Below are 22,304 nucleotides of genomic sequence, written 5' to 3' on the forward strand. Positions count from 1 at the left end.
AAGAAATATTCGGCGAAATTTCAGGAAGCCATTTCCACATAGCTGCGAACAACAGCTATGTGGTTCCCGCATCGCCGTCAGGGCTGCTCGACCAGGCTCCGGACGATACGCTCACGATCGTGACTGAACGGCCATTCGTGCCCACCGACTTCGTGGTGCCACTGGAGCTTGCCGGGCCCGGCTTTCGGCTGATTCCAGTGGGCCCTGAACACAACGCCGCCGACCACGCCGCGTGGTCGGCGAGCATGGAGCACATCCACGCAACTCCGGGATTCGAGGGGCGGCCCTGGCCGCACGAGATGCCCGCCTCCCAGAACCTGGCGGACTTGGAACAGCACGCCGCCGACTTCGCCGCCCGCACCGGCTTCACCTATACCGTCCTGCCGGCCGACCGCCCGGATGCCGAAGAGGTGCTCGGCTGCGTCTACATCTACCCACCCGAGACTGGTGACCCCGGCGACGCCTCGGTCCGGTCCTGGGTACGCGCGGATCACGCAGCTCTCGACCCGGTTTTGTATGCGGCCGTTCGGAATTGGCTCGCCGACGAATGGCCCTTCGAGGCCGTGGATTACGCGCCGCGCCCCTGAAGGGCTGGGGACGGCGCGAGTCCCGTCAGCAGTGAGTCGACCGCGTCGGAGATCAACTCGTCATCGAGCGGGTCGATCATCTTGTTGTTGGCCAGGGTCGCAAGGCCGTGCAGCGTCGCGAACATCAACGTGCCGATGCGACGAACGTCGCCCTGCGCCAGTTCGCCTGTTGCCTGGCCCGTCTCGACGAGGCGTCGCACCGGCGCGGTGCTGACCTCGCGCGCACGCACCAGCGCATCGGACGCTTCGGCGAGATACCGGCTGCCGGACATCAGGTCGACCAGGGCCGGGTTGTCGGCGGCGAAGCGCACATAGGCGACCGCAACCTCCTTCAGCACGACCTTGAACTCGCGGCCGTCGGGCTCGGCTGCCGCTGCCAGCGCCCGGCCCAAGCGGTGAAAGCCTTCGGCGACAAGGGCTTCCAGTAGCGCGGCCTTGTCCTCGAAGTGGCGACGCGGCGCACCGTGACTGACTCCCACCGCGCGGGCGAGCTCGCGCAACGACAAGCCATCGGCTCCCGATACCTGCAAGGTCGCTTCCGCCTGCGTGAGCAATGCAGCCCGGAGATCGCCGTGGTGGTAGCGACGGTCGGCCATGAGCCGAGACTATCAAGATGTTGTCGTTGACAGCATTGTTGGCAATGACTACATTCGCACCATGCCGGCCGAAGGCGTCCGTACGATCCGAAGCTTCTGTCGGGTCTGCACCTCCGTGTGCGGAATTCTCGTCGAGGTCGACGGTGACGTGGTGACTCGCGTGCGCGGCGATCGCGAACATCCGCTGTCGCAGGGCTACACGTGCCCGAAGGGACGCGCGCTTCCGCAGATGCACCACCATCCCGACCGGATCGAACGGCCGCAGATGCGCGTCGACGGCCAGCTTCAGGACACCACGTGGGAGGCCTGCCTCGACGATCTCGGCGCGAGGATCCGCTCCGTCATCGACCGTCACGGCCCCGAGTCGCTTGGCATCTTCTTCGGCACCGGCGTCGGCATGGACGCCACCGGGACCCGGGTGGCCGAAGCATTGCACGCGGCGATCGGCACGCCTGCCAAGTTCAGTCCGCTGACCATCGACGGCACCGCCAAGCCGTTGATCTCCGACCTGGTCGGCGGGTTCGTCGGACTGTCCGGCCGACCCGACTACGACGACGTCGACTTCATGATCTTCGTCGGCACCAACCCGGTGATCTCGCACGGCCACGCGATCGCCGTGCCGAATCCCACCGGCACCGTGCGCGCGATCGCCAAGCGTGGCCAGGTGTGGGTGATCGACCCACGACGCACGGAAACGGCCCGACTGGCCACCGACCACCTGGCACCGCGACCCGGGACCGACCACGCCATCATGGCGTACCTCGTGCGCGAACTCCTTTGCTATGGTGCCGATCCCGATGTGCTGCTGCAGGACGTGGAGCTACTGGCCGCCGCCGTCGAGCCGTTCACCCTCGAACACACCGCGAGGCTCGCCGACGTTGCGCCCAACGCATTGACGCGACTCCGTGACGCGCTGCGAGCCGCGGGCCGCGTTGCGATCGAAACCGGTACCGGCGTGACGATGACGGCCGACAAGGCCAACGTCACGCAGTGGCTTTCATGGGTCGTGATGATCCTGACCGGATCGATGAACAGGCCCGGCGGCTTCTGGTTTCACCCCGGATTCGCCTATCAACTCGAGGGATTCGAACTTCCCGTCTCGCCGCCGGATGGCTCGTTCGGACCAGGCCCACGCAGCCGTCCCAACAGCCAGTCGTTCATGGGCGAATGGCCTTGCGCCGCACTGGCCGACGAGATCGAAGCGGGCAACATCCGCGCGGTGCTCAATCTCGGCGGGAGCCTGCTGACGTCGTTCCCGGACACCAATGCCCTGGAACCGGCGCTGCGCAAGCTCGAGGTGCTGGCCACCACCGAGATCATCGCCAACCAGACCGCGGCGCTGTCGACGCACGTGCTGCCGACCAAGGATCAGCTCGAGCGGTCCGACGTCACGATCTGGGACGCGCTCAGTTCCCGGGTGTCGGCTCAGCACACGCCAGCGGCCGTCGCCCCGGTCGGCGACCGGCGGTCGATGTGGTGGTTCCTCGCCGAGCTCGGCCACCGGCTCGGACACGACGTCGCCGACCCCACCCAGTCCGACGACGCGATCCTCGCGGGCGTAATCGCCGCGGCCCGATGCTCGTTCGGCGAGTTGGCGGAGACCGGCTGGGTCGACGCCGGCCACGAACTTCCCGCGCCGTGGGTGGAGCGCCACATCGAGCGAATGGGCGGCTGGCGGCTGGCGCCTCGCGTGCTCGTCGACCAACTGGCCACGCTGGCGGACCCCGCGCCGCTGGTCTTGACGCCGCGTCGGCAGATGCGGCGGCTCAACGCCCAGTTCGACTTCCTCGGCGATCCCGCCGATGTCCTGATCCATCCCGACGACGGCGCCGCGGCGGGCGTCGTCGACGGTGGTGCGGTGAAAGTCCGTAGCGCACACGGGGAATTGATGGGCGTGGCGAAGCTGGACGCGGCCATCCGCCGCGGCGCGGTGTCCGTGCCTCACGGACACGTCGAGGCCAATGTCAACGCGCTGACCAACAAGGACGACATCGACTTGGTCACCGGAATGGTGCGCTACTCCGGCATCCCGGTGAGCGTGCACCCGGCATGAGCGATCACCTCCGAGTGGTTCAGTGGGCCACCGGCAACATCGGCCTCAAATCGTTGCGGGGCATCATCGAACACCCCGCGATGACGCTGGCTGGTCTGTACGTGTACGACCCCGATAAGGTCGGGCAGGACGCTGGTCGACTGTGCGGGCTTGACTCCGTTGGGGTTTCGGCGACCAACCGTATCAAGGACGTGCTAGCCCTCGATGCAGACTGTGTGCTGTACATGCCGCGGACGTTCGACGTCGACGACGTATGCCTGCTGCTGGAATCCGGCGCCAACGTGGTGACGACGGCCGGGTTACTTCATCACCCTCCGAGCATGGACCCCGCGACGAGGACTCGCATCGAGGACGCCTGCACGGCGGGCGGTACGTCGATCCACAGCACGGGAAGCAGCCCCGGGTTCATCTCCGAGGCCGTGCCGTTGGTCCTGACGTCGATCCAGCGCCGCTTGGACAAGCTCGACATCGACGAGTACGCGGACTTGTCGAAGCGCGACTCCCCCGAGTTGTTGTTCGACATCATGGGATTCGGCCGCGAGCTCGCCCCGTTCCACCAGGCCCGCGCCGATCACCTGCGGTCGAGCTTCGGTCCGTCGCTGCGGTTGGTCGCCGATGCGGTCGGCCTGCCCTTGGACGACGTGACCGCCAAGGGAGAGTTGGCGGCGACTCCACGGGAGACCCACATCGCCGCGGGCACGTTGAAGGCAGGAACAGTGGCCGCACAACGCATTACGGTCTCGGGCGTCCGCAGAGGCCGCGAGCTCATCACCTTCCGCGCCAACTGGTACTGCACCACCGACCTCGAGCCGGCGTGGGAGCTCCGGGACACCGGTTGGCGGGTGGCCGTGCACGGCGACGCGCCGCTGGACGTCGAGCTGCGGATGCCGGTACCGCTGGATCAGATGGCCGAGACCTCACCCGGCTACACGGCGAATCGGGCGGTCAACCTGGTCGCGGCAGTGTGTGCGGCACCGCCGGGCATCCTGTCGACGCTGGATCTGCCACATGCGCTAGCCGTCATCGGACGACGCACTGGCTCGCCTTGATCGTGCCGTAGCCACCGAGCCCCAACCGGGCATCGTTGTTGGCCGCTGCGTAGCTGGGCCCACCGCCGCCGAAGAAGCGGGTCCCGTCGACGGCCAGCGCGGCGCAGCCGTTCTTCCAATTGACCGCGACCTGGCAGTCACGGGCCTTCGTGCTGCAGCGGTACAGCGCCTCGTTGGCCGCGGCCTGCTGCGACGTGTTGATCGACAGGCCCGTGAACTGGATGCTCGGCGAGTACGCGATCGCGACGTACCGATCCGACGCGGGCGGCGGCGCGGGCACCGTCGTCGGCGTGGCATTGGCGGTGGCCATCGGGCCCACCAGCCCGGCAACACCTGCGCCGGCTGATAGGAGCAGCGCGGCGGCAACGAGGCGGCGGCGGGAGGTGGATTGCTTGATGGTCATGTCGATCTCCTTTGGTGTTCGCCGCCCTCGCTGGGCCGCGTTCACCTGCTAGGGGGCGCGAGCCGACCGGTTTCGCACACTTTTTTCCAAGAGAATTCCCGGCTTCCTGCCGGTGACCCCGAGCCAGAATCAGCTCGACACGCGAACCTCGCCCGCGATCGTCGCGCGCAGCTCCGCAAGGCGGACGATGGTTGCCTCCGCGGCGGCGTCGCCGGTCCAGAGCTTCCCCAACACGGTGCCGGCGATCTTGAGTTGCTTGTCGGCCGCGGCGAGCTCACCGGCGCTAGGCGAAGTCTCGCGAAGCACCTTCTGGTACGCGGCCCGAACCCGTTCGGCCTCGTCGTCGTCGGACCCGAGCAGGGTCGGAAGGGCGCGCACGAGGGCCGATTCCGCGATCCCGATCGCCGTGATGAACGCCCGGTCGTTCTGGAACCGCTCGGACGCGGTGACCTCGCAGCGGTCGATGAGGATGTCGGCACCGGGCACCCCCTTGCCGAGGAGTGCCGCCGCCGCCAGCCAGTTCAGCACCGGGCACGGGTCGAACTGCTGCCGGTCCACGTTTCGCTGGTGTGCCATCCGATAGCTCTCGGCCGCCGCGGTGAGCGCGGTCCTGGCGTCCGACGCGTCCGGTTCGGCGACGGCGCGACGCGTGTAGACGTCGCCGAGCTGTGAATAGCGTTCGGCCGTCGGCGCCAGGGCGATGAGCCCTTCGAGCCGGGTGATCGCGTCCCGACGCAACACGACGGCGGTTTCGGCATTGCCGTCGACGTTGTCGTCGGCCTGGCACGCCTCGTACCGCGCGAGCTCCTCGACGGCGCGCATGGTCGTCGTGCTGTCGGTCCCGTCACCAGCGAGCGCCGCAGCGAGATAGTCGCGGGCCACGTCGAACCGGCCGAGTTCGCCGAACGCGTAGCCGATGTCCATCAGCACGTCGGTGCTGCCGAGCCAGTCGGTGGGGCAACGGTCGACCAATTCCTCGAGGCTTCGAACCGAAGCACCGAGCGAGCCGCCCGCATCCTTGTTGCCTTGGGCCGCCCGCCGCGCGACATTGCGTACTGCCTCGATGAATTCGGCGGCGTCGACGGGCCCGAGCGGCGGCGCGCTAGTGCGGTAGCCGGTCGGGTCGAGCCGATAGTCGGGGTCCCCGTAGGCCTGGTAGGCACCCCAGGTGTTGGTGTCGGGATGCTCGTCGAAGGTCGTGTCACGCGCCGCCCGGAGGGCACGCCCGAAGGTTTCGCCGTCCAGCATGTTGCCGTAGAACGTCTCGGCGAACAGCTTCGCCGCCACGTCGTCCACTGCCCAGCCGGCCGCGACGACAGCGCGCACTCCCATCTCGATCAACTCGCGAGAAACGCTGGCCGCCAAACGATTGAACTCCACGCCGGACGTTCGCGGCACCGCCTGCGGCCCGGTCTGCCCGATGTGGCAGCAGTTCAGGAACACGAGCTCCGGCACCTGCTGCATCTGCCCCACCTCGACCGCCGTGAGGAAGACGCCGTTGTCGAGCACCACACCGCTGCGGGCCTTCCCGTCCGGAGTCGGCGGCGGTTCGTAGTGACCGTGTCCCGCGATGTGCACTATGCGATAGGGCTTTTCGTACAGCCCGGCGAGCACCTGCAGCGCGGTCGGCGTCGTCGCGGGCTTCTTCACGTCGAACCGCTTACACAAGAGCTCGTAGACGGCATCGGCTTCGGCGGCCGCCCCATCGAGCTGGGAGAACGGCGGGCTGACCCGAGGATCGCCGACCACGTAGGCGGCCGTTCCCGCGCGGGCGCCGATCTGCGGACGGTAGCTCGAGGTCTGCAACTGCCGCACTAGCCCCTTGGCAAGACACAGCGGCTTGTCGCCGGGGCTCATCAATTCCCATGGGTACGCAGCACTTTCGGCATCGAGCACCAGCACCAGGTTGTCGACGCGCGCGAGCCCCGACTTGAGCTCGTTCGGAATCGTCAGCTCGAACAGCACGCGTGACTCTTCCTGGCTGAAGCTTGGCTGCGAGATCGCATCCTTGATGAGGCGCTCGACGAGCTCCGGCTGGCGCTGCTGCGACGTGGCTTCGGCACGCGCTCGGTCCGAGAGGGTGAGGAACCGGATTTCGCGATGAACCTCGGCTTCGTCGGTCTGCGCGCCGATCGCCAGCTCCGCGAGCGCCTCGACCAGTTCGGGGTCGGCGGCGCCCGATTCGACGACGGCCCGCTTGAGCCGATCGGCGAGTGGCCTAGGGAGCCGCGTCGGCCCCGTGGGGCGAGGGGGCGTCACGACGCTCACCTCCCACCGGCGCCAGGCGTCACGGCCCGTCGTCGACATCAGACGTCTGCGGCCCTCACGTCCGCGTTGAAGCAGGGGCGCCGCTTCGATGCGAGTTTGGAGTTCCTTGCCGATCTGTGGCGCGAGCCGCTTGACGGCGTGCGCCGCCTCGATCGCGGTGTCGGCGTAGAGCTCGACGATCTCGACCTCGTGGATGCTGTTGGCCCCTCCCTCGGCACTGGCAAGCTCGCGGTTGACCTGGGCGATCGCGCGCAGGATCGCCGCGACCGAATCCCCAACGGCGATGTTCGCATTGGAGTTGCCGCCGACCAGCAGCACCGAGAGGCCCACCTTCGCCGCATGCTCTTCGCCGTTCGACGGACCGCAGAGGTCGTTGCGCAGTTCGAGCAGGTACTGCAGCGCGGCACGTCGGATCAGGTCGCCGAGTTGCCCGGCCGTGAGCTCGCCCCACTTGCCGAGTCCCATGACGATCGCACCCGGCCTGCGGCCCAACGCCTCCTGCGCCGGCGTGGGCTTGCGCAGCACCACCGCCACCGACCCGAATACGCCGGGATAAAGCCCGAGCGAATAGCGTTGCGACAGTGCGCAGCCCAGCATTGCGTCGACCTGAGCCTCGGCAGCGATGATGGTGTCACCTTCGTAGTGCCCCACCATGATCGGGTGACGCGCATACCTCAGGTCGCCGTGCACCACCGACACCCGGAAACTCGGCTGTTCGGTGCGCCGGTACGGCCCGCACGGCTTCTTCCCGAGAATGCCTGCGGCCAGCGATGTCTCGGTCGGATACAGTACCGGCTCGGGAAGCGCGCGGTACGTCACGGCGCCACCCCTCGCCACGCTGGGTGCGACCGTCGGCAGCCGCGACGTGGTGCCCTTCTCGAGCAACTCCCTGATGGCGGGAAGGCCAGCCGGGTGGGACGGCAGATCGCCGTGCACCGCCTGCATGAACCACATTGGTACGCCCGGGAGTTGGCCCGACTCGTAGGTCACCCGGCCGTCACCCTCGGACGTGACCGACAGCACGACGCGACCCTTGACGAGGTCGACCCCTGACACGGTGCGCGCCGACACTCCAGCCACGTAGTGGACACGATCCGCATGCGGGATCACCGTCGTCGCCGTGGCGAGCGCGTCGAACGTGACCTTGGCGGCGGCGAGCCGTTCTGCGGCCGGAACGGCGAACCCCGACCATTGTGATTGCGCCCAATGACCTGGGGCGAAAAAGGGTTCCCCTGGAAGGAGTTCGAGCAGCCCCGGGTACCCCGCAGCGATGGCGGCGATGTCCGCGGTGTCTCGGCCATGGTCGAGCAGGGCGAGTTGCCGGATGCCCGCGGAAGTACCGAGCAGCGCCTCGACGGCCTCGTGAGAGCCTCGGTTCGGCGTGCCCAGCATTACTAGGCGCGCACCGGCGCGTTCACAGACCCGGTCCCACACGTCGCGTCGTTCGGCGATCATCGCGCGCACCACTAGCCCGCCCATGCCGTGGGCGACGATGCGGACCGGTTGCGTCGAGCTCCTCAGCGCATCGTCGACCTCGACGGCCAACAGCCCCGCCGCCCGGGTGACCGATCGGCGCCAGTCGTATGCGAACGGGATGACCTCGTGCGAGTCCTGCAGGTATTCGCAGAGATCGCGATAGCCGTCGCCGACGAGAGAGACCGGTTGGACGCTCGCGGCGTCCACGTCTGCGAGGTCACCGAGGTGGCCGTCCAACAGGGCGGAATAGTTCAGCCACACCTCTTGGTCGTCGACGTGCAGGTGAGAGCCCATGATGCCCGGCAGCACGAAGACCATCGGTCGACCGGATCCGGTTCCTCGCAGCGCCGAACGCAGCATCGGCACCGGTTGCACTTCACCGTGCGGAAGCTCGAGGAAGGGTTCGGCGGGCTCACCCAGCGGGGCGGCCAGCCAGCTGACGAGCGCGGCCCGCGTGCGCGGATTCCGGAAGTAGTTGAAATGGCTGACGTCGGCGCCCTTGTCGAAGACGTAGCCGGCCACCTCGCGCCGCGCGCCGTGGAACATCGCATCGGTGTTGACGACGAGGTCGTTGTCGCGAGACTCGTACAGGAACTGGTCGTTGGCGAAGACGCCGAGGCGCTTGAGCCAGTTGCCGCCTTCGATGTCGCCGGCGACGATGCCGAGCGCGCCGTTCGCGGGCGTCTCGGGGTTGTTGAGCAGCCCGACCAGCGGCGACTCCGGGACCATCGCTTCGAGGCCGGGGAGCAACTGGGGCCGGGTCCGATTCTTGATGATTTCCAGCGCGATCCGCGTGGTGACCTCGTACAGCGGGTTGCCGGTGAGTCCGGGAATCAGGCCGACGAGGTTCGTGAGCACCGACATCAGGAAGTCGAGGTTCTCCGACGCCAGCAGAGTGCCGCGCGACGGCGCGGCGCAGCGCACGAATCGTTCGACTCTGAGCTTCTTCTGCGCGAGCAGCCCTGCGAGCCGTTCCAGTTGGCGCCGGTCGTGCTCGTCGGCCTGCAGTAGTTCCGGATCCTTGCGGTCGAATCGCGCGACGAGATGCGAGCTGATCGACGTCAGTGACAGTAGGTCGCCGACGAGTCCCCCGCGCGAGTGGGAGACGAGGCTGACACGGGCATTCGGCGGCAACGCGGAGACCAATTCAATGGCGTTGTCGATGGGACTGTCGCTGATGGTGCGGTGCTCGAAGGCGTAGATGCGGTCACCGAAGAGTTGAGTCAGCGCTTGCCACTGCGGCTGTGCGTCCTCGCCGAGGAACGCGCCGAAGCTTCCGCGGGTGGACGACGCGGTGCCGTGGAGGAAGACGAGCATCGGCTTCTCGACGTCGTAGCCGTCGAACCTCGCGGGCTCGGGATCCGGTTCCCCTGGGACGAGGTCGCGGGTGGCGTCGCCCCAGGAGTACAGGCCCGGCCCGGGTCGGAGCCGGCCCTCGATCGTCCGCATCAGCGCCTTGGTCGCGAACCAGGCGGGCAGTTTCACCGCGAGGTCGATGCCGAGCTCGCTCGCCAACTCCTCGAGGTCCGACGGCCAGAGGTCCGGGTGTCCCAGAATGTCCTCGACTTTGGTGCGCTTCAACTTCAACACGCGGAGCCGGTTCTGAACCCAGTCCGTGATCCCACGCCTGGACACCCGCGGCAGCGTGTCGACGCTGACGGCGTCGCCGACCTTGGCGTCCGGCCGCAGCAGCAGCACTTCCTCCTGAAACCGGCGGGCTGACGTCCAGATCCTGAACCCGCCCTGAACCTCGAATTCGAGTATGTCGTCGTCCTCGACCGGCAACACTTCTGGCTCGTCGGCCCGTTCCCGGGCCGACCGAGACAGGTTGAAGGAGGCCACGACCTCGAGGTCGTCGAACAGGTCGGTGAGCGATGGGGTGTGTTCGGCGCCGGGCGGACCGCCACGCGTCGCGAGCCGATCACCCTCGTCGCGGCGGCCGAGAATCGACAGGTTCACCGTCATGTCCGCCTCCGAGTCCTCTGCGTTCCCGCCTCAGACTGCGCGCGGCAAAGGCCTCGGTGATGCGTAATGGACTACTCGAATGTCAGCTCAGCGGTAGTAGAGCTCGCCGCCGGTGGGATATCCGCCGCCGGTCGTGGTGATGTGGACGTGGTCGTAGTGGCCGTATCCACCGCTTCGCGCGCCGCCCGGCGTGTAGTACATGCCGCGCCAGATGGCGTCCTGGATTCCGAGCCGCTGCGCGTTCTTGAGCACGTACGCGACGATCTGGTTGCCGAGCTCGATGCCCTCGGTGGAGCTGGGATTCGGGATCATGACGTCGAGTGCCAAGCCGTCGGGATGCCACCTCAGCGCATCGGGCCGGACGCCGCCCATGCTGTGGATCTCGGGGAACAGCTGGCTGATGAGGCGCGAGACCAGGATGGTCTTGACCTGGAGCCCCTGCTCGGGAGCGTCCCCGACGGGCAGCAGCAGTGGCCGGGTGTCGACCCGCCACCTCGATGCCGAAACCAGTGGCATGGCACCCGAACTCGTCCCAGACGGCCCCTCTGTCGGAGGTGTCGCGAGCGCCGCGGGCGCGGCCGCCACGATCTCGAAGCAGCACGGGGCAACGTCGCCGACGACTGCCGACGCTTCGCGTACGACTGGTTTCGCTTGGGTGCTGACCGTGAGTGGATGGACGTCGCCGCCGGCCGCGAAGAACACGGCCGCCGGGGCGATGACCGCAGCTAGGGCAACTGGCGAGAATCTCCGGTTGCTGGCTAATTTGTGTCGGCCCACGGATGGCACCCTACGACCAAACCGAGGCATGGGCAGCAACCTTCCGAGATCTGACCGTATATCTTTCGTTACAAGATCGTGATCATAGCGGCGCGAATCGCCGACTTCAACCCGGCCGATCTCGTCTACGCAGGTCAGGGTCGCAGCTAGGGTCCCAGCCCCAGGCCGCCCGTCAGCCCGCCGACCGTATTCGTCAGGCCGCCCGTCAGCCCGCCGACGGTATTCGTCACACCGCCGGTCACGCCGCCGACGGTGTTGGTCAGGCCGCCCGTCACGCCGCCGACCGTATCGGTCACGCCGCCTACGGTGTCGTTCACGCCGCCGACGACGCTGCCCACCGGACCCGGTTTGGGCGTCGACGATGGCTTGGGCGTCGAGTACGAGCCGGTCGGCTTCGTCGACTTCGGCAGGTTGGACTCTTCCTTCTCGACGGCGACCTTCTCGTCGGCGTTCGAGTCTCCGTACGTCTCGATGACCGGTGCGTCGTTGCCGCCAGCCGCCGGAGCGGTCGCTGCCGTGGACGTCCTTGCCTCTGGTGCGGCGGTCGCCAGCGGTGACGCCTGCCCGGTCGCCGCGGCCAAGGGGTTCAGCCCACCCAGCACGGCGTTGAGGACGTCGCCGAACCCGCCGAATCCACCGGCCCCGCCGCCGAGAATGGTCGATAGCAGCTTGAACACTCCGGTGATCACGTTGGGCGTCGCGGGCGTCGGGTTGCCGCTGAAGAACTCCTTCTGGATGCCCTTGACCAACGAATTGAAGATGTCGCCTGGCACCTTCGCCCAGTCGATATCGGGGAACGACATGAACGCGGTCGGATCGCCAGCCTGGTCCAGCGTTCGGTCGTACGTGCCGTCGGGCAACCTGATGGCGTCGGTGTAGCCCAGATTGACCAGGCTGGTCAACGCCGGCGCAAGCGCATTGGCCAACGTGCCCAACGGATTCGGGAACGCTCCGAGGGTCATCAAATTCGTCAGGTCGGTCAGCAGGTACAGCGGTTCGAGCAACGGCAGGCTGTTCGCGGGCAGCGTCAGATACAAGTTCAACGCCAGCGGATCCGTGCCGAGCTTGCCCAGGATGTCGGTGAGCTGCGTCCCGAGCTGCGGGGTCAGGTTCGACAGATCGACGCCCCGCAGGATGTACGTCGGAAGCAGGAAGCCCATCAGGTTGTTCGCCAACGAGAACGGGTTGGGCCACGCCGCGAAGTCGGAGAGCAGGTCGTACTCGACGGTGGCGTCGATCTTGATCGGGATGAGATTCGCACCGCCGAGCGACAGCCCGGTGCCGAGGACCGGCACTCCGCCGCTGCTCGTTACCTGGGTCTCCGGGGTGACGGTGTCGATCCCGAACAGCCGCGCGAAGGGGTAGGCGCGGGCGAACAACCCACCGTTGGCACGACCAGGGTTGCGCAGCAACAGCATTGGCAGAATCGTCAGGCTGCCGAGCAGGGGATCGTCTGCCTTCGTGGGCGACTTCGCTCCACCCGGCTGGTACTGCAGGTCTTCGACGATCTTGGGGTAGGCCGCGCCTGCGGCGAAGGCGCCCATCCCGAAGCCGACGACGATCGGCACCCGCAGGTCGATCAGGTCGAGATTGGCGGGGATGGTGTCGACGACGTCGCCGAGCAGCCCGTCGAGTGACCCGACCAGTCCGCCCAGGTTCAGCAGTGGATTGTCCAGCGACAGGATCTCGAGCTTGTCCAGCACCGTGGTGAGCAGCCCGTTGACGCCGAGCTTGGCGTACTCGGTGTTGTTCACTTCGTCGGCCACCGAATTGGGCAGCCCGGGCACCCAACCGAGGTCCAGCCCAAGCAGTTTGAGCAGGGTGAACGGCGGGCCCGTCGTGATGAGATTCAGCCCGGGGACGTCGAGGCCCGCCAGGTTGAGCGGATCGCTGAGGTCGAGCCCCAGCAGCGCCAACAGCTTGGTCACCGTCGTCATGCCGCTCGCGTCGGTGATGCCGAGCGCCTTGAGCGCGGGCCCGAGGATGCCGTTGGCGGCATCGAGTCCGACCAAGTTCGCGAGCAGCGGCGACAGATCGATCGGGATCCTGTCCAGGACGCCTCGCAGCAAGGCCGGGGGAAGGCTCTGCAGCAGGCTGGCCGGATCCATCCCCGAGGCGCGGGCCAGCGCCATCAGGTTGATGTTGTTGGTGATCGCCTCGAGGATGGCCGCGGCGATCTGCTGGGCCAGGTCGTAGCCCGCCGTTCCGAGGCCACCCGTCAGGTCGGGGATCTGGTCGGGCGGGGGGAAGACCTTGACGGCCGCCGTGAGTTCGACGTTGCGGTTGAGCATCTGGTCCGTGGGCGGCGGAACCAGCCCGACGGTCAACGTGGCCGCGGTCATGGTCGCGGCGGCGGCGAGGGCGACCTTCTTCACTCGGCTGCCAAGGTTGCGATTCAACCGGCTCTTGATGGTTCGATCTCGCTCGAGACGATGCCTGTCGGACATGGCACTCACCCTTCCGCCGCGCACCCTACCCATGCACCGTAACCCCGCGCACCGTCAACAGAGCTAAATTTCGTAAAATTGCCGAACGCGTCAGAAGATTCCTCGTGCAAACAAGAAAACTACGCTGGCGTCAATTGTAACGACGGGATATCCGCAGTACAGGACATGTATGTGTCACGGCATCGGACGTCGCCCGCAACCGAGTCGCCGACAGCCATCACTCACTAGACACGGATTACAGCAAAGAATCGATCTCGGAGAGGTTGCCCGAAGTTGGGACATGTGTCCCCACCTTCGGATTCCGTATCCGTGACCCGTGCCCCGTGTACTGGGACTTGTGGCCCGAAGGCATCACCGTGGTGGCCATCCGCTGCGGAAACCGCTGTTAGCCACGAGGAACGGGCACTAGAACGCGTTCGGGTCCTCCTGAACCGCGACTGGAACCGGATGCTGGTAGAGCCGCGACGCGTTCTCCCACGTCACCTTTCGGATGATCGACTCGGGCAGCCCGTTGATCTGCTCGTGAATCTTGCACTGGGTGTGCGGCCAGGTCGAATCGCAGTGCGGGTAGTCGGCCTCGAGCAGGATGTTGTCCGAACCGATCCGTTCGTGCTGGACGAACGACGACTGGTCCTCCACCGCGCAGAACCAGAAGTTCCGCTTGAACACCTCCGCCGGAGTCAGCTGCTCCCCGAGCGCCGTCCACGTTCCGTACATCTCGTGGTAACTGAGCATGTGGTCGAGCCGGTCGAGAAGCCCGGCGACCCAACCAATCCCGCCCTCGGAGAGACATATCTTCAGCTCCGGGTACCTGGTGCAGACCCCCGAGTACAACCAGTCCACCGCCGCCGAGATGGCATAGGCGAAGAACAGCACGCCCTGGACGTCTGGCGGTGCGTCAGGGGTGGTCGACGGTGACGTGCCCGACGAACCGATGTGCAGGTTCACCACCGTGCCCGTGTCGGCGCAGGCGGCCATCAGCGGTTCCCAGTAGCCGGAGTGGATGGTCGGCAACCCCAGCATCGCTGGGTTCTCGCTGAACGTCACCGCGTGGAACCCACGTTCGGCGTTCTCGTAGATCATCTTCGCGCCCACGTCCGGGTCGAGCAGCCACGGCAGTTGGCAGGGAATGATGCGGTCGGGATATGCCCCGGCCCACGCTTCGAGGTGCCAATCGTTCCACGCCCGCACCGACGCCATCGCCAGCTCGCGATCGGAGGTCACCTGTTGCAACCGTTGCCCGGCGAAACCCGGGAGGAACGACGGGAAGTTCAGCGACGCATAGACACCGTTGAGGTCCATGTCCTTCACGCGTTCGTGGATGTCCCATGCGCCGCGGCGCATTTCGTCGAACCGGGTCGGTTCGAACCCGTACTCGGACACCGGCCGCCCGACCACTGCGTTGAAGCCGACGTTGGGCAGCGACTGCCCGTCGTACATCCACGTCTGCCCGCCGTCGTCGGTCTCCACCACCCGCGGAGCGCGGTCGGCGAACTTCTGCGGAACTCGCCCCTCGAACGTGTCCGGCGGCTCGACGATGTGGTCGTCGACGGAGATGACCGTGTAGCGGCGCTCGGCCCGCTCGGGTTCGGGCAGGAACGTCACGGTGCGGTCGGCGCCCGTCTTGGCGGTGGTAAAGGAAAGGTTCGCCGACATCTCGTCGATGGAAGCCATGCTCGTTCCTCGCTCCTCGTAATCCGTTGGGCGCTAGCTCAGTACGTCGCGGTCGGCCTTGATGGTCATCCGGGCCGCGCCGGCCCAGTACACGTCGGCCGCGCGCTCGATGAGCGATGCCTTCATGCCCACCATGTCGCCACGGTTCATCTGAGCCGGAGTTCGACCGGTGAGCATGACGTCGTAGGCCAGCCTGCACACGCGCTCGATGGACGCCGCCCGGTACACCGCCTCCGCCACGTTGCGGCCGGTGACGATCGCGCCGTGGTTCGCCAGGATCACCAGGTTGGCGGACCCGATCTCCCTCGCGAGTTCGGCTGCCCGCCAAGGCTCATCGACCTCGCCGTCGTACTTGTCGACGAGGAACATGTCGTCGAGGAACAGCGAGCCCGTCTGATGGACGAGCTCGGGCAGCACGCCGAGCGCCGCGAGCAGGCTGACGTAGTACGGGTGGTTGTGGATCACCACGCGCGCGTCGGGTCGCAGCCGGTGCAGCTCGGTGTGGATGTGGATCGCCGGCGTGACGTCCCAGCGGCCCCTCACCAGTCGCGCGTCTTCGTCGACGACGCAGATGTCGGACGCGGTGAGCTCCTGCCACCACAGGCCCCACGGATTGACCAGCATGTCGGTCTGTCCGTCGAGCTGCCACGTGATGTGCCCGGCCAAGTTCTCGGCGAATCCGATGCCCGCCAGGTGGCGGAAGGCCACTGCCAACGTCTGTTCGTCGGAGAGCTCGACGCCGATGGGCGGCACCGTCGACGGCGCCCACACCTCCAGCCCGCCGCGCCGCACCTCGTCGGTGGTCATGTCCCCAGTGTCGTTCTGATGGCATCGCGAAGTTGCCCTTTGGCGATCTTGCCGCCCGACGACCGTGGCAACTCGTCGAGGAGCTCGAGCCGTTCGGGCAGCAGTTCCTTGGAAACCCCCTGCTGGAGAAGGTGTTCGACGAGCGTCGGTAGATCCAGTTCGCCACCGTCCTTGAGTTCGACGAATAGGCAGACCCGCTCGCCGAACACTGGGTCGGGCATCGCGACGGCTGCGGAGACGGCGACGGCCGGATGGGTCGCGACGACCTCCTCGACCTGGACCGCGCTGATGTTCTTCCCGCCGCGGATGATGAAGTCCGACGTACGGCCCGTCAGGCTGAGGTAGCCGTCGGCGTCGAGTTCGCAGATGTCGCCCATCCGCATCCAGCCGTCTCGGGTATACAGCTTGTCGTGGTCGGTCCCACCGAGGTAACCCAGGCTCAGCGCGGGACCGCGGCAGGCCGGCTGTCCGCGGCCGGTCTCGGTGACGTCGCGGTCGCCGTCGAACAGCCGCACCTGCATCTCCGGGACGATCCGCCCGGCGGTACGCAGCCTGCGGTGCAACGGATCCCGGACGGTGGTCGCACTCAACATGCCCGTTTCGTTGGAGCCGTAGAACTGCAGGATCTTCGCTCCGGTCAGCTCCTCGAACTGCGCGGCCTGCGTGTACGGCAGCGGCTCTCCACCCGTGAAGACGACGCGCAAGCTGGTGATGTCGCGGTCCCCCAACGCGGGATCGGCCAGGATCATCATCAATTGCGTACTGACACAACATAAAACCGTTGCACGATGCCGTTCGATCGCCGCGCAGGTGTCGGCGGCGTCGAACCGCGGCATCCTGACCGCCGTCGCGCCAAGGTGGATCGGCGTGGTGTGAGACGTCCAGATTCCGAAGCCGAACGGGGTCGGGATGACGGGAAGGAACACGTCGTCGGGGGTGAGCTCGCCGTTGGCGACGGCCTTCTGATGGAAGTAGTGCCACCGATTCTGGGTGTGGACGACGCATTTGGGCAGTCCGGTGGTGCCCGAGGTGGAGTTGATCAGGAAGACGTCGTCGGCGCCGAGGGTTGACTGACCGTCCCCGCCGTCCGGGAGCGTGGTGTCGACGCACAGGTCGGCAGAGGGATCTCCTAGTGCCATGACGCGAAGCGCCGAGTCGGCGTCGGCGGCTGCCTGCTCAGCCGACGCGAGCCGCTCGACGTCGCTGACAATCAACGAAGGCCCCGTCGTGCGCAGGAGCTGGCTCACCTCGCGCACACCCGCCCTGGCGCCGAGGCCCACGGCCACTGCGCCACACCGTTCGATCGCAACGAGCAGGACGTGAATCGCGGACGTGTCCCCGTGCCAGACCGCGACGCGTTCGCCGGCCGCCACGCCCAACTCCCGAAGCCGGTTGGCGAGGTTCGAGGCGGCATGGTCGAATTCCGACCAGGTCAGTTGACGTTCGGTGACGCCCGCGGAGAAGTCGACGTAGGCCGCCTTGTCGGGCGACGACTCGGCGTTGCGCCGCACGCACTCGGACAAGGTCGTGTCCGACCACCAGCCCTGCGCCCGGAAATGCGCGGCTTCGGCACTGGTGACGGCGGCTGCATCGACGCCCATCACCGCATCATAGGAAACCGCCGGAGGAGGCTAGCGGGCTAGGCGGCGGACTTCCCCAATCCACACAGCGCCGTCGGTGACGTGGGCGGGATCAGCCCGACGGCACGCCGCGACTGAGTGCTTCGACGGATGCTGGCCATCTCGCGGAAGGTCGCCGCAACCTGCTCGGGATCGCCGTGCACGGTGAACGTGCGCCGGTCCCACCACATCATCTTGGTTTGGTACCGCTCGTCGGGGTACGGCGTGGCGGGGATCGCGGCGACCTCCCCACCGGACGAACGCCACTGCTCCAGGCAGTGCGCAGCAGCTGTGGCCATGCAGAAGTTGATGTCCAGTAGGGCCATCGCGTGGAAGGCGCTACGGGCGATCATCTTGGCGCGATGACCACCACCTCCTGGCTCCTTGGCCAGCCAGGCCGCCTTCATCTCGAGGATGCCGAGGGGCACCCGGTCGGCGATCAACGTGCGCACCTCGGCTTCGCCGGGACGTCCCGCCCACTCGACGACGGCGTGCGAGTCTTCGGGGCTTCGCAGCGGGCCCTTGCCGCGGACCCCGCCGACGACACGTCCGTCGAGGTCGACCAGCGCCCAAAAGAGGGCCGTGTCCGCCGCGCACCGCAACGTGTCGGGGTCGATCACGTCAGTGACGCCGAATCGCGCGTAGCTCTCGATGGCACCGCGGTGGTAGTCCGCGAACAACTCCGGCTCGGCGGCGGGCGTGGCCACGACCATCGTGGTTTCGGCGACCGGATCCCAGAACGCGACGCGTGGTCGGTCGTCGAGGGACGAGGAGGGGGCGAGTTCGAGTGTTGTCATACCGGGGTAACTCCATCGCGCGTGATCTGGACGAGGTCGCCTCCGCGGCACCGAAGACTGGTGAACAGCTATATCATACCATCGGTATAAACATTCGTTGAGCAGTAACTTCTTCATTGTGACTGAGCAATAGCAACGTTATTTGCTAGCAAAAGCGCAGCTCGCCCTAAATTGACCCTTGCGGAGACTCCGGCCCTGGCGCGGGCCTCCGAGTGGCGAGCGAAATCCGCGTCGGCGAAGGACGAGCGAGCCGGACGATGACCAAAACCCCCGCCGTACTGCGCTTTTAATCTCGACGTCCACGCCGCGCCGACGAACACCGACTCGGTCGAGCAAAAGACCCCCCGGCGACGTCGGCGGCGAAATCCGCCACCGATCACCGACCGCACGCGCGTTCCGGACACGGTTGCTGGGTAACGATCAAGAGTTTCACCACGTGTTTTGGCCCGATCAGGGCTGAGATGGCAATGGCAACGTACCCAGCAGACGGAGAGTTAGCGAATAAATTGCGGCCACGCTAATTTGCCTCGTCAACAACACCCAGCAATATCCAAACGCATAAGCTCAGGACAATCGGGTAAAGTAACCCTAGCCAACTTAGCGGTTCACGCTTGTGAGCAAACTTTTGGTGCTCGTCGGTGAGCGTCAATAGCAAATTGAGCTGGCTACTGGAGCGAAGTATCAGGTGTGGGGAAACGGTGATGCAGAGTTCGGTGTTCGGGGTCCCCTGGTGAGGCACCACGAACGATTCGTCGGTGCCGATGACCCCGGCACCGACCCCGTCCGTCCTGGCTACGCCCCCGAACCGAATTCGACGAACGGCCATCGCGACCTCGACCTGGGCCGATTCGCTCAGATCATCGATCACAGCCCGGACGCCATTTGCATCCACCAGGACGGTCGATTCGTCTACTTCAATGCCGTCGCCGTGCGTTGGCTGGGCGCACGATCGGTCGGCGAACTCGCCGGGCATGCCGTCTCCCGCTTCGTGCACGCCCGCTCCATCTCGTTGATCTTGGCGCGAATGGCAAACTTGCGGCGCCCCGGCGACGCGGCGGCGGCGGCGCGGGCAACGGTCGTGCGGCTCGACGGCTCCGAATTGCACGTCGAAGCGGTGTCGTCCATGACGACGTGGAACGGGGAGCTCGCCTACCAGCTGGTTCTTCGCGACCTGACCGAATATCGCGCTACCCACGACACGCTTGCCCACCAGGCCGCGCTCGTCGATCACGCCAGCGACGCGATCATCTCGATCACCAAGGGCGGCATGGTGACCAGTTGGAATCCAGCGGCCGAGCGTATCTACCGGCGGCCACCACACCGGGCGTTGGCGCTACCCATCGACGTCGCCGTCGGCGCGCCCGTCGACCCGGCCGCGATCGCCGAAGCTGGCGGCGTCGTCCATTCGTCCCACTACGCGATGGACGGTTCGGTGCGGACGATGCGCGTGTCGGCGACCGAGTTCGACAACGGCTACGTGCTGCTGTGTTCGGACGAGACCGCCCTGCGACGCGCGGCACGGAACCTGCGGACCGTCGTCAACACGCTGCAGGAAGGCGTCGTCGTCGTCGACCAGAACGGCTGGCTGCTAACCATCAACCCGTCCGCACGTCACATCCTGGGCGTGAGCGCCGAAGAGGGACAGGTCAATTACGGCCATCGGCTCCGCAAGCTTGCCGTCTACGACGCGGACGGCCGGCTGCTCTCCGAGCAGGAACGCCCCATCGCCAGGGCGTTCGCGACGGGCTTGCCGACGATCGGGCGCACCGTCGGCATCGACAGGACCGACGGCCGCCGCGTGTGGTTGTCGACCAGTTGCCAACTGCTCCACCCCGACGACCCCGAGCGTTCTCCGGTCCTGGTCTCGTTCACCGACATCACGGCTCAGCGTGCGGCCACCGAGCACCTGGTCCACCAGGCTGCCCACGACGCGCTCACGGGACTGCCCAACCGTGCCCACGTCCTCGAGACCGTCAACGCGCTGCACCGCCAAGCCGGATTGCTCACCGCCGTGCTGTTCATCGACCTCGACGACCTCAAGACCGTCAACGACACGCTTGGGCACGAGATCGGCGACACCGTCATCCAGGCGACCGCAGCGCGGCTGCGCCAGGCCGTCCGCGGCCACGACATCGTCGGACGCTTCGCCGGTGACGAGTTCGTCGCGCTGCTCGTCGGCGAGCTGGAGAACGGGGCCCTGGCACGCTTCGTCGACCGCATCCATCGCGTGCTCACGGAACCGATCGAGATTCCCGGCGGCACGTTGCGGGTGGGTGCGAGCATCGGCGTCATCCAGACCCACCACGACGATTCACGCGACGCGGCGTCCTTGCTGCGCGACGCCGACAGCGCCATGTACGCGGCCAAGGCCAAGGGGCGTCGCGCCAGTCACTTCTCCAAATTCACACGGACACAGCACTAGTCACTCGATTGGGTCGCTGGTCGTGGTGGTCGGGCTCGAACTGGGCGGCGTCGACGTGACGGTGCTCGACGACGTCGGCGTCGAGGTGCGAGTCGACGACTGGGTGGTCCGCATGGCGGAGGACTCCGGATCGCGGCTCGGGCTGAACGAACTGTTCGGCCGCGTGGTCGGTGCCGCCGGAGTGCGGGTGATCGATGGCGTCGGCTCCGTGGTCACGGTGGGCGCGTTGGTGATCGCGGTCGTGATCGGACTCGGCGCAGGCTCGCTCGGGCCTTCCGTGGCGGGCGGCGGCGGTGTACTCGGCGGCGCGAACGACGGCGCCGTCAGCGCGGTCACGGTACGGGGAAGTTCCGAGGTCACGTCGTCGAGCTCGGTCACCGGCTCCACCCGGTAGTCCTCGGCGCGCAGCGGCGACGCCACCTGCACCACCCCGGCGATCCCAAGGATGGCGAACACCACGATCAGTGCCGCACGGAGTGCGCTTGCCGAGCCACGCCCGCCGGCCCGAGGCCCGGGCAGCTCCTGCGAGGCCGCCGTGAGCGTGTGCTCGCGCAGGTACGCGGGTGCGGGCAGGAACACCGGCACCCCACCGAGCAGCGCGACGGGGTTGACCCTGCGGCGGCGCTCGGCGTCGCACACCGCACAACCATCGATGTGGCGCGCAGCGCGTTTGCGCATCAGGACCGTGAAGGTGCCGTCCCAGTCTTCGACCATGGCGGCCAGTTCGGGACACGACGCCGGGTCGGCCTTCACCCCTCGGCACACCAGCAGGGCCCCGAGCGAGCGCTCGACGCCGTCACGCAAACGTCCGGCCAAGGTGTTGGCATTGCTGTGGCTGACCCCGAGCGCCTCGGCAAGTTCGACGCCGTCCATGCCGTGTCGGTAGGTGAGCTCGAAGACGGTTCGATCGCGTTCCGACAGGGCGCCGCACGCCTCGGCGATCAATGCGGCGAGCTCCTTCCGTGCGGCGACGGTCGCCATGTCGGGGTCGCCGCTGTCGAGCTCGGGCAGCTCGTCGCTGGGCAGTTCCCTGCGGCGCGCCTTGATGCGTGCCAAGGCCTGATGGCGTGCGATCGCGTACAGCCACGACCGCAGTCGGCTGGGGTCGCGAAGCATGCCGAGCTGGGTGGCCGCGTCGACGAAGACGTCCTGTACGCAATCGGCGGCGGCGTCACCGTCGCGCAGCATGGCTGCACAGAAGTCGTAGAGCCGATCGGCGTATCTGTCGTAGATCGCGGCGAACGCCGCTCGGTCGCCGCGGGCAGCGGCCATCGCGAGTTCGGCGTCGTCGAGCGCGTCGGTGAACATAGGCGGGGCGATCGTCATAGGTCACTTTCCGTCGTCAAAAGGCAGCATAAGCGACG

14 protein-coding genes are annotated in these 22,304 nt (G+C 67.1%); 4 read left to right on the forward strand and 10 right to left on the reverse strand.

What is annotated here, in order from left to right:
- Nucleotides 1–119: 119 nt before the first annotated feature.
- Nucleotides 120–587, forward strand: a complete 468-nt coding sequence (locus SLQ33_RS20715; RefSeq protein ID WP_319455746.1) for a hypothetical protein — start codon at nucleotides 120–122, stop codon at nucleotides 585–587.
- On the opposite strand, the gene SLQ33_RS20720 is transcribed toward SLQ33_RS20715, so the two are convergent.
- Entirely contained in the window at nucleotides 569–1,183 is a 615-nt protein-coding gene (locus SLQ33_RS20720; protein WP_319455747.1) for a TetR/AcrR family transcriptional regulator, read from the reverse strand. The genes SLQ33_RS20715 and SLQ33_RS20720 overlap by 19 nt on opposite strands.
- 61 nt (nucleotides 1,184–1,244) lie before the next feature.
- On the opposite strand from SLQ33_RS20720, the gene SLQ33_RS20725 reads away from it, so the two are divergent.
- Nucleotides 1,245–3,236 carry a molybdopterin-dependent oxidoreductase gene (locus SLQ33_RS20725; RefSeq protein ID WP_319455748.1) on the forward strand — a complete coding sequence of 664 codons (1,992 nt, stop codon included), beginning with the start codon at nucleotides 1,245–1,247 and terminating at the stop codon, nucleotides 3,234–3,236.
- A complete protein-coding gene (locus SLQ33_RS20730; RefSeq protein WP_319455749.1) occupies nucleotides 3,233–4,285 on the forward strand; it encodes a dihydrodipicolinate reductase in 1,053 nt (350 codons plus the stop codon). The genes SLQ33_RS20725 and SLQ33_RS20730 overlap by 4 nt, the downstream gene beginning before the upstream one ends.
- On the opposite strand, the gene SLQ33_RS20735 is transcribed toward SLQ33_RS20730, so the two are convergent.
- The 8 genes from SLQ33_RS20735 to SLQ33_RS20770 all read right to left on the reverse strand — a co-directional run bounded on the left by SLQ33_RS20735 (nucleotide 4,257) and on the right by SLQ33_RS20770 (nucleotide 18,518).
- The gene (locus SLQ33_RS20735; protein WP_319455750.1) at nucleotides 4,257–4,688 is read right to left on the reverse strand and encodes a DUF4189 domain-containing protein; all 432 of its coding nucleotides are present in this window, start codon (nucleotides 4,686–4,688) and stop codon (nucleotides 4,257–4,259) included. The two genes, SLQ33_RS20730 and SLQ33_RS20735, sit on opposite strands and share 29 nt — an antisense overlap.
- Before the next feature lie 129 nt (nucleotides 4,689–4,817).
- On the reverse strand, nucleotides 4,818–10,397 hold the full coding sequence (locus SLQ33_RS20740) for a CHAT domain-containing protein (protein ID WP_319455751.1): 5,580 nt from the start codon (nucleotides 10,395–10,397) through the stop codon (nucleotides 4,818–4,820).
- An 87-nt stretch (nucleotides 10,398–10,484) separates the two neighbouring features.
- Nucleotides 10,485–11,174: a hypothetical protein gene (locus SLQ33_RS20745; protein WP_319455752.1), complete on the reverse strand. Its 690-nt coding sequence runs from the start codon at nucleotides 11,172–11,174 to the stop codon at nucleotides 10,485–10,487.
- Between the two features lie 146 nt (nucleotides 11,175–11,320).
- Nucleotides 11,321–13,621: a PE-PPE domain-containing protein gene (locus SLQ33_RS20750; protein ID WP_319455753.1), complete on the reverse strand. Its 2,301-nt coding sequence runs from the start codon at nucleotides 13,619–13,621 to the stop codon at nucleotides 11,321–11,323.
- 405 nt (nucleotides 13,622–14,026) lie between these two features.
- Nucleotides 14,027–15,295: an amidohydrolase family protein gene (locus tag SLQ33_RS20755; RefSeq protein WP_319455754.1), complete on the reverse strand. Its 1,269-nt coding sequence runs from the start codon at nucleotides 15,293–15,295 to the stop codon at nucleotides 14,027–14,029.
- Nucleotides 15,296–15,328: 33 nt separating this feature from the next.
- On the reverse strand, nucleotides 15,329–16,102 hold the full coding sequence (locus tag SLQ33_RS20760; protein ID WP_319455755.1) for a class II aldolase/adducin family protein: 774 nt from the start codon (nucleotides 16,100–16,102) through the stop codon (nucleotides 15,329–15,331).
- Complete coding sequence (locus tag SLQ33_RS20765) at nucleotides 16,099–17,703, reverse strand: class I adenylate-forming enzyme family protein (RefSeq protein ID WP_319455756.1); 1,605 nt, start codon at nucleotides 17,701–17,703, stop codon at nucleotides 16,099–16,101. Before SLQ33_RS20765 ends, SLQ33_RS20760 begins: the two co-directional genes overlap by 4 nt.
- Before the next feature lie 38 nt (nucleotides 17,704–17,741).
- Nucleotides 17,742–18,518, reverse strand: coding sequence for a hypothetical protein (locus SLQ33_RS20770; protein ID WP_319455757.1), 777 nt, complete (start codon nucleotides 18,516–18,518; stop codon nucleotides 17,742–17,744).
- A 730-nt stretch (nucleotides 18,519–19,248) separates the two neighbouring features.
- On the opposite strand from SLQ33_RS20770, the gene SLQ33_RS20775 reads away from it, so the two are divergent.
- Nucleotides 19,249–20,940, forward strand: a complete 1,692-nt coding sequence (locus SLQ33_RS20775) for a diguanylate cyclase (RefSeq protein WP_319455758.1) — start codon at nucleotides 19,249–19,251, stop codon at nucleotides 20,938–20,940.
- Here the strand turns inward: SLQ33_RS20775 and SLQ33_RS20780 are convergent, their stop codons facing one another.
- Nucleotides 20,941–22,266: an RNA polymerase sigma factor gene (locus tag SLQ33_RS20780; protein WP_319455759.1), complete on the reverse strand. Its 1,326-nt coding sequence runs from the start codon at nucleotides 22,264–22,266 to the stop codon at nucleotides 20,941–20,943.
- Nucleotides 22,267–22,304 lie beyond the last annotated feature (38 nt).

The organism is Mycobacterium sp. RTGN6 (assembly GCF_033804605.1).
Lineage (GTDB): Bacteria > Actinomycetota > Actinomycetes > Mycobacteriales > Mycobacteriaceae > Mycobacterium.

Coding starts and splice junctions, on each gene's coding strand:
- SLQ33_RS20770 (WP_319455757.1), bottom strand. CDS start 18,518: ATGACAACACTCGAACTCGCCCCCTCCTCGTCCCTCGACGACCGACCA.
- SLQ33_RS20755 (WP_319455754.1), bottom strand. CDS start 15,295: ATGGCTTCCATCGACGAGATGTCGGCGAACCTTTCCTTTACCACCGCC.
- SLQ33_RS20730 (WP_319455749.1), top strand. CDS start 3,233: ATGAGCGATCACCTCCGAGTGGTTCAGTGGGCCACCGGCAACATCGGC.
- SLQ33_RS20725 (WP_319455748.1), top strand. CDS start 1,245: ATGCCGGCCGAAGGCGTCCGTACGATCCGAAGCTTCTGTCGGGTCTGC.
- SLQ33_RS20720 (WP_319455747.1), bottom strand. CDS start 1,183: ATGGCCGACCGTCGCTACCACCACGGCGATCTCCGGGCTGCATTGCTC.
- SLQ33_RS20735 (WP_319455750.1), bottom strand. CDS start 4,688: ATGACCATCAAGCAATCCACCTCCCGCCGCCGCCTCGTTGCCGCCGCG.
- SLQ33_RS20750 (WP_319455753.1), bottom strand. CDS start 13,621: ATGTCCGACAGGCATCGTCTCGAGCGAGATCGAACCATCAAGAGCCGG.
- SLQ33_RS20780 (WP_319455759.1), bottom strand. CDS start 22,266: ATGACGATCGCCCCGCCTATGTTCACCGACGCGCTCGACGACGCCGAA.
- SLQ33_RS20765 (WP_319455756.1), bottom strand. CDS start 17,703: ATGGGCGTCGATGCAGCCGCCGTCACCAGTGCCGAAGCCGCGCATTTC.
- SLQ33_RS20760 (WP_319455755.1), bottom strand. CDS start 16,102: ATGACCACCGACGAGGTGCGGCGCGGCGGGCTGGAGGTGTGGGCGCCG.
- SLQ33_RS20740 (WP_319455751.1), bottom strand. CDS start 10,397: ATGACGGTGAACCTGTCGATTCTCGGCCGCCGCGACGAGGGTGATCGG.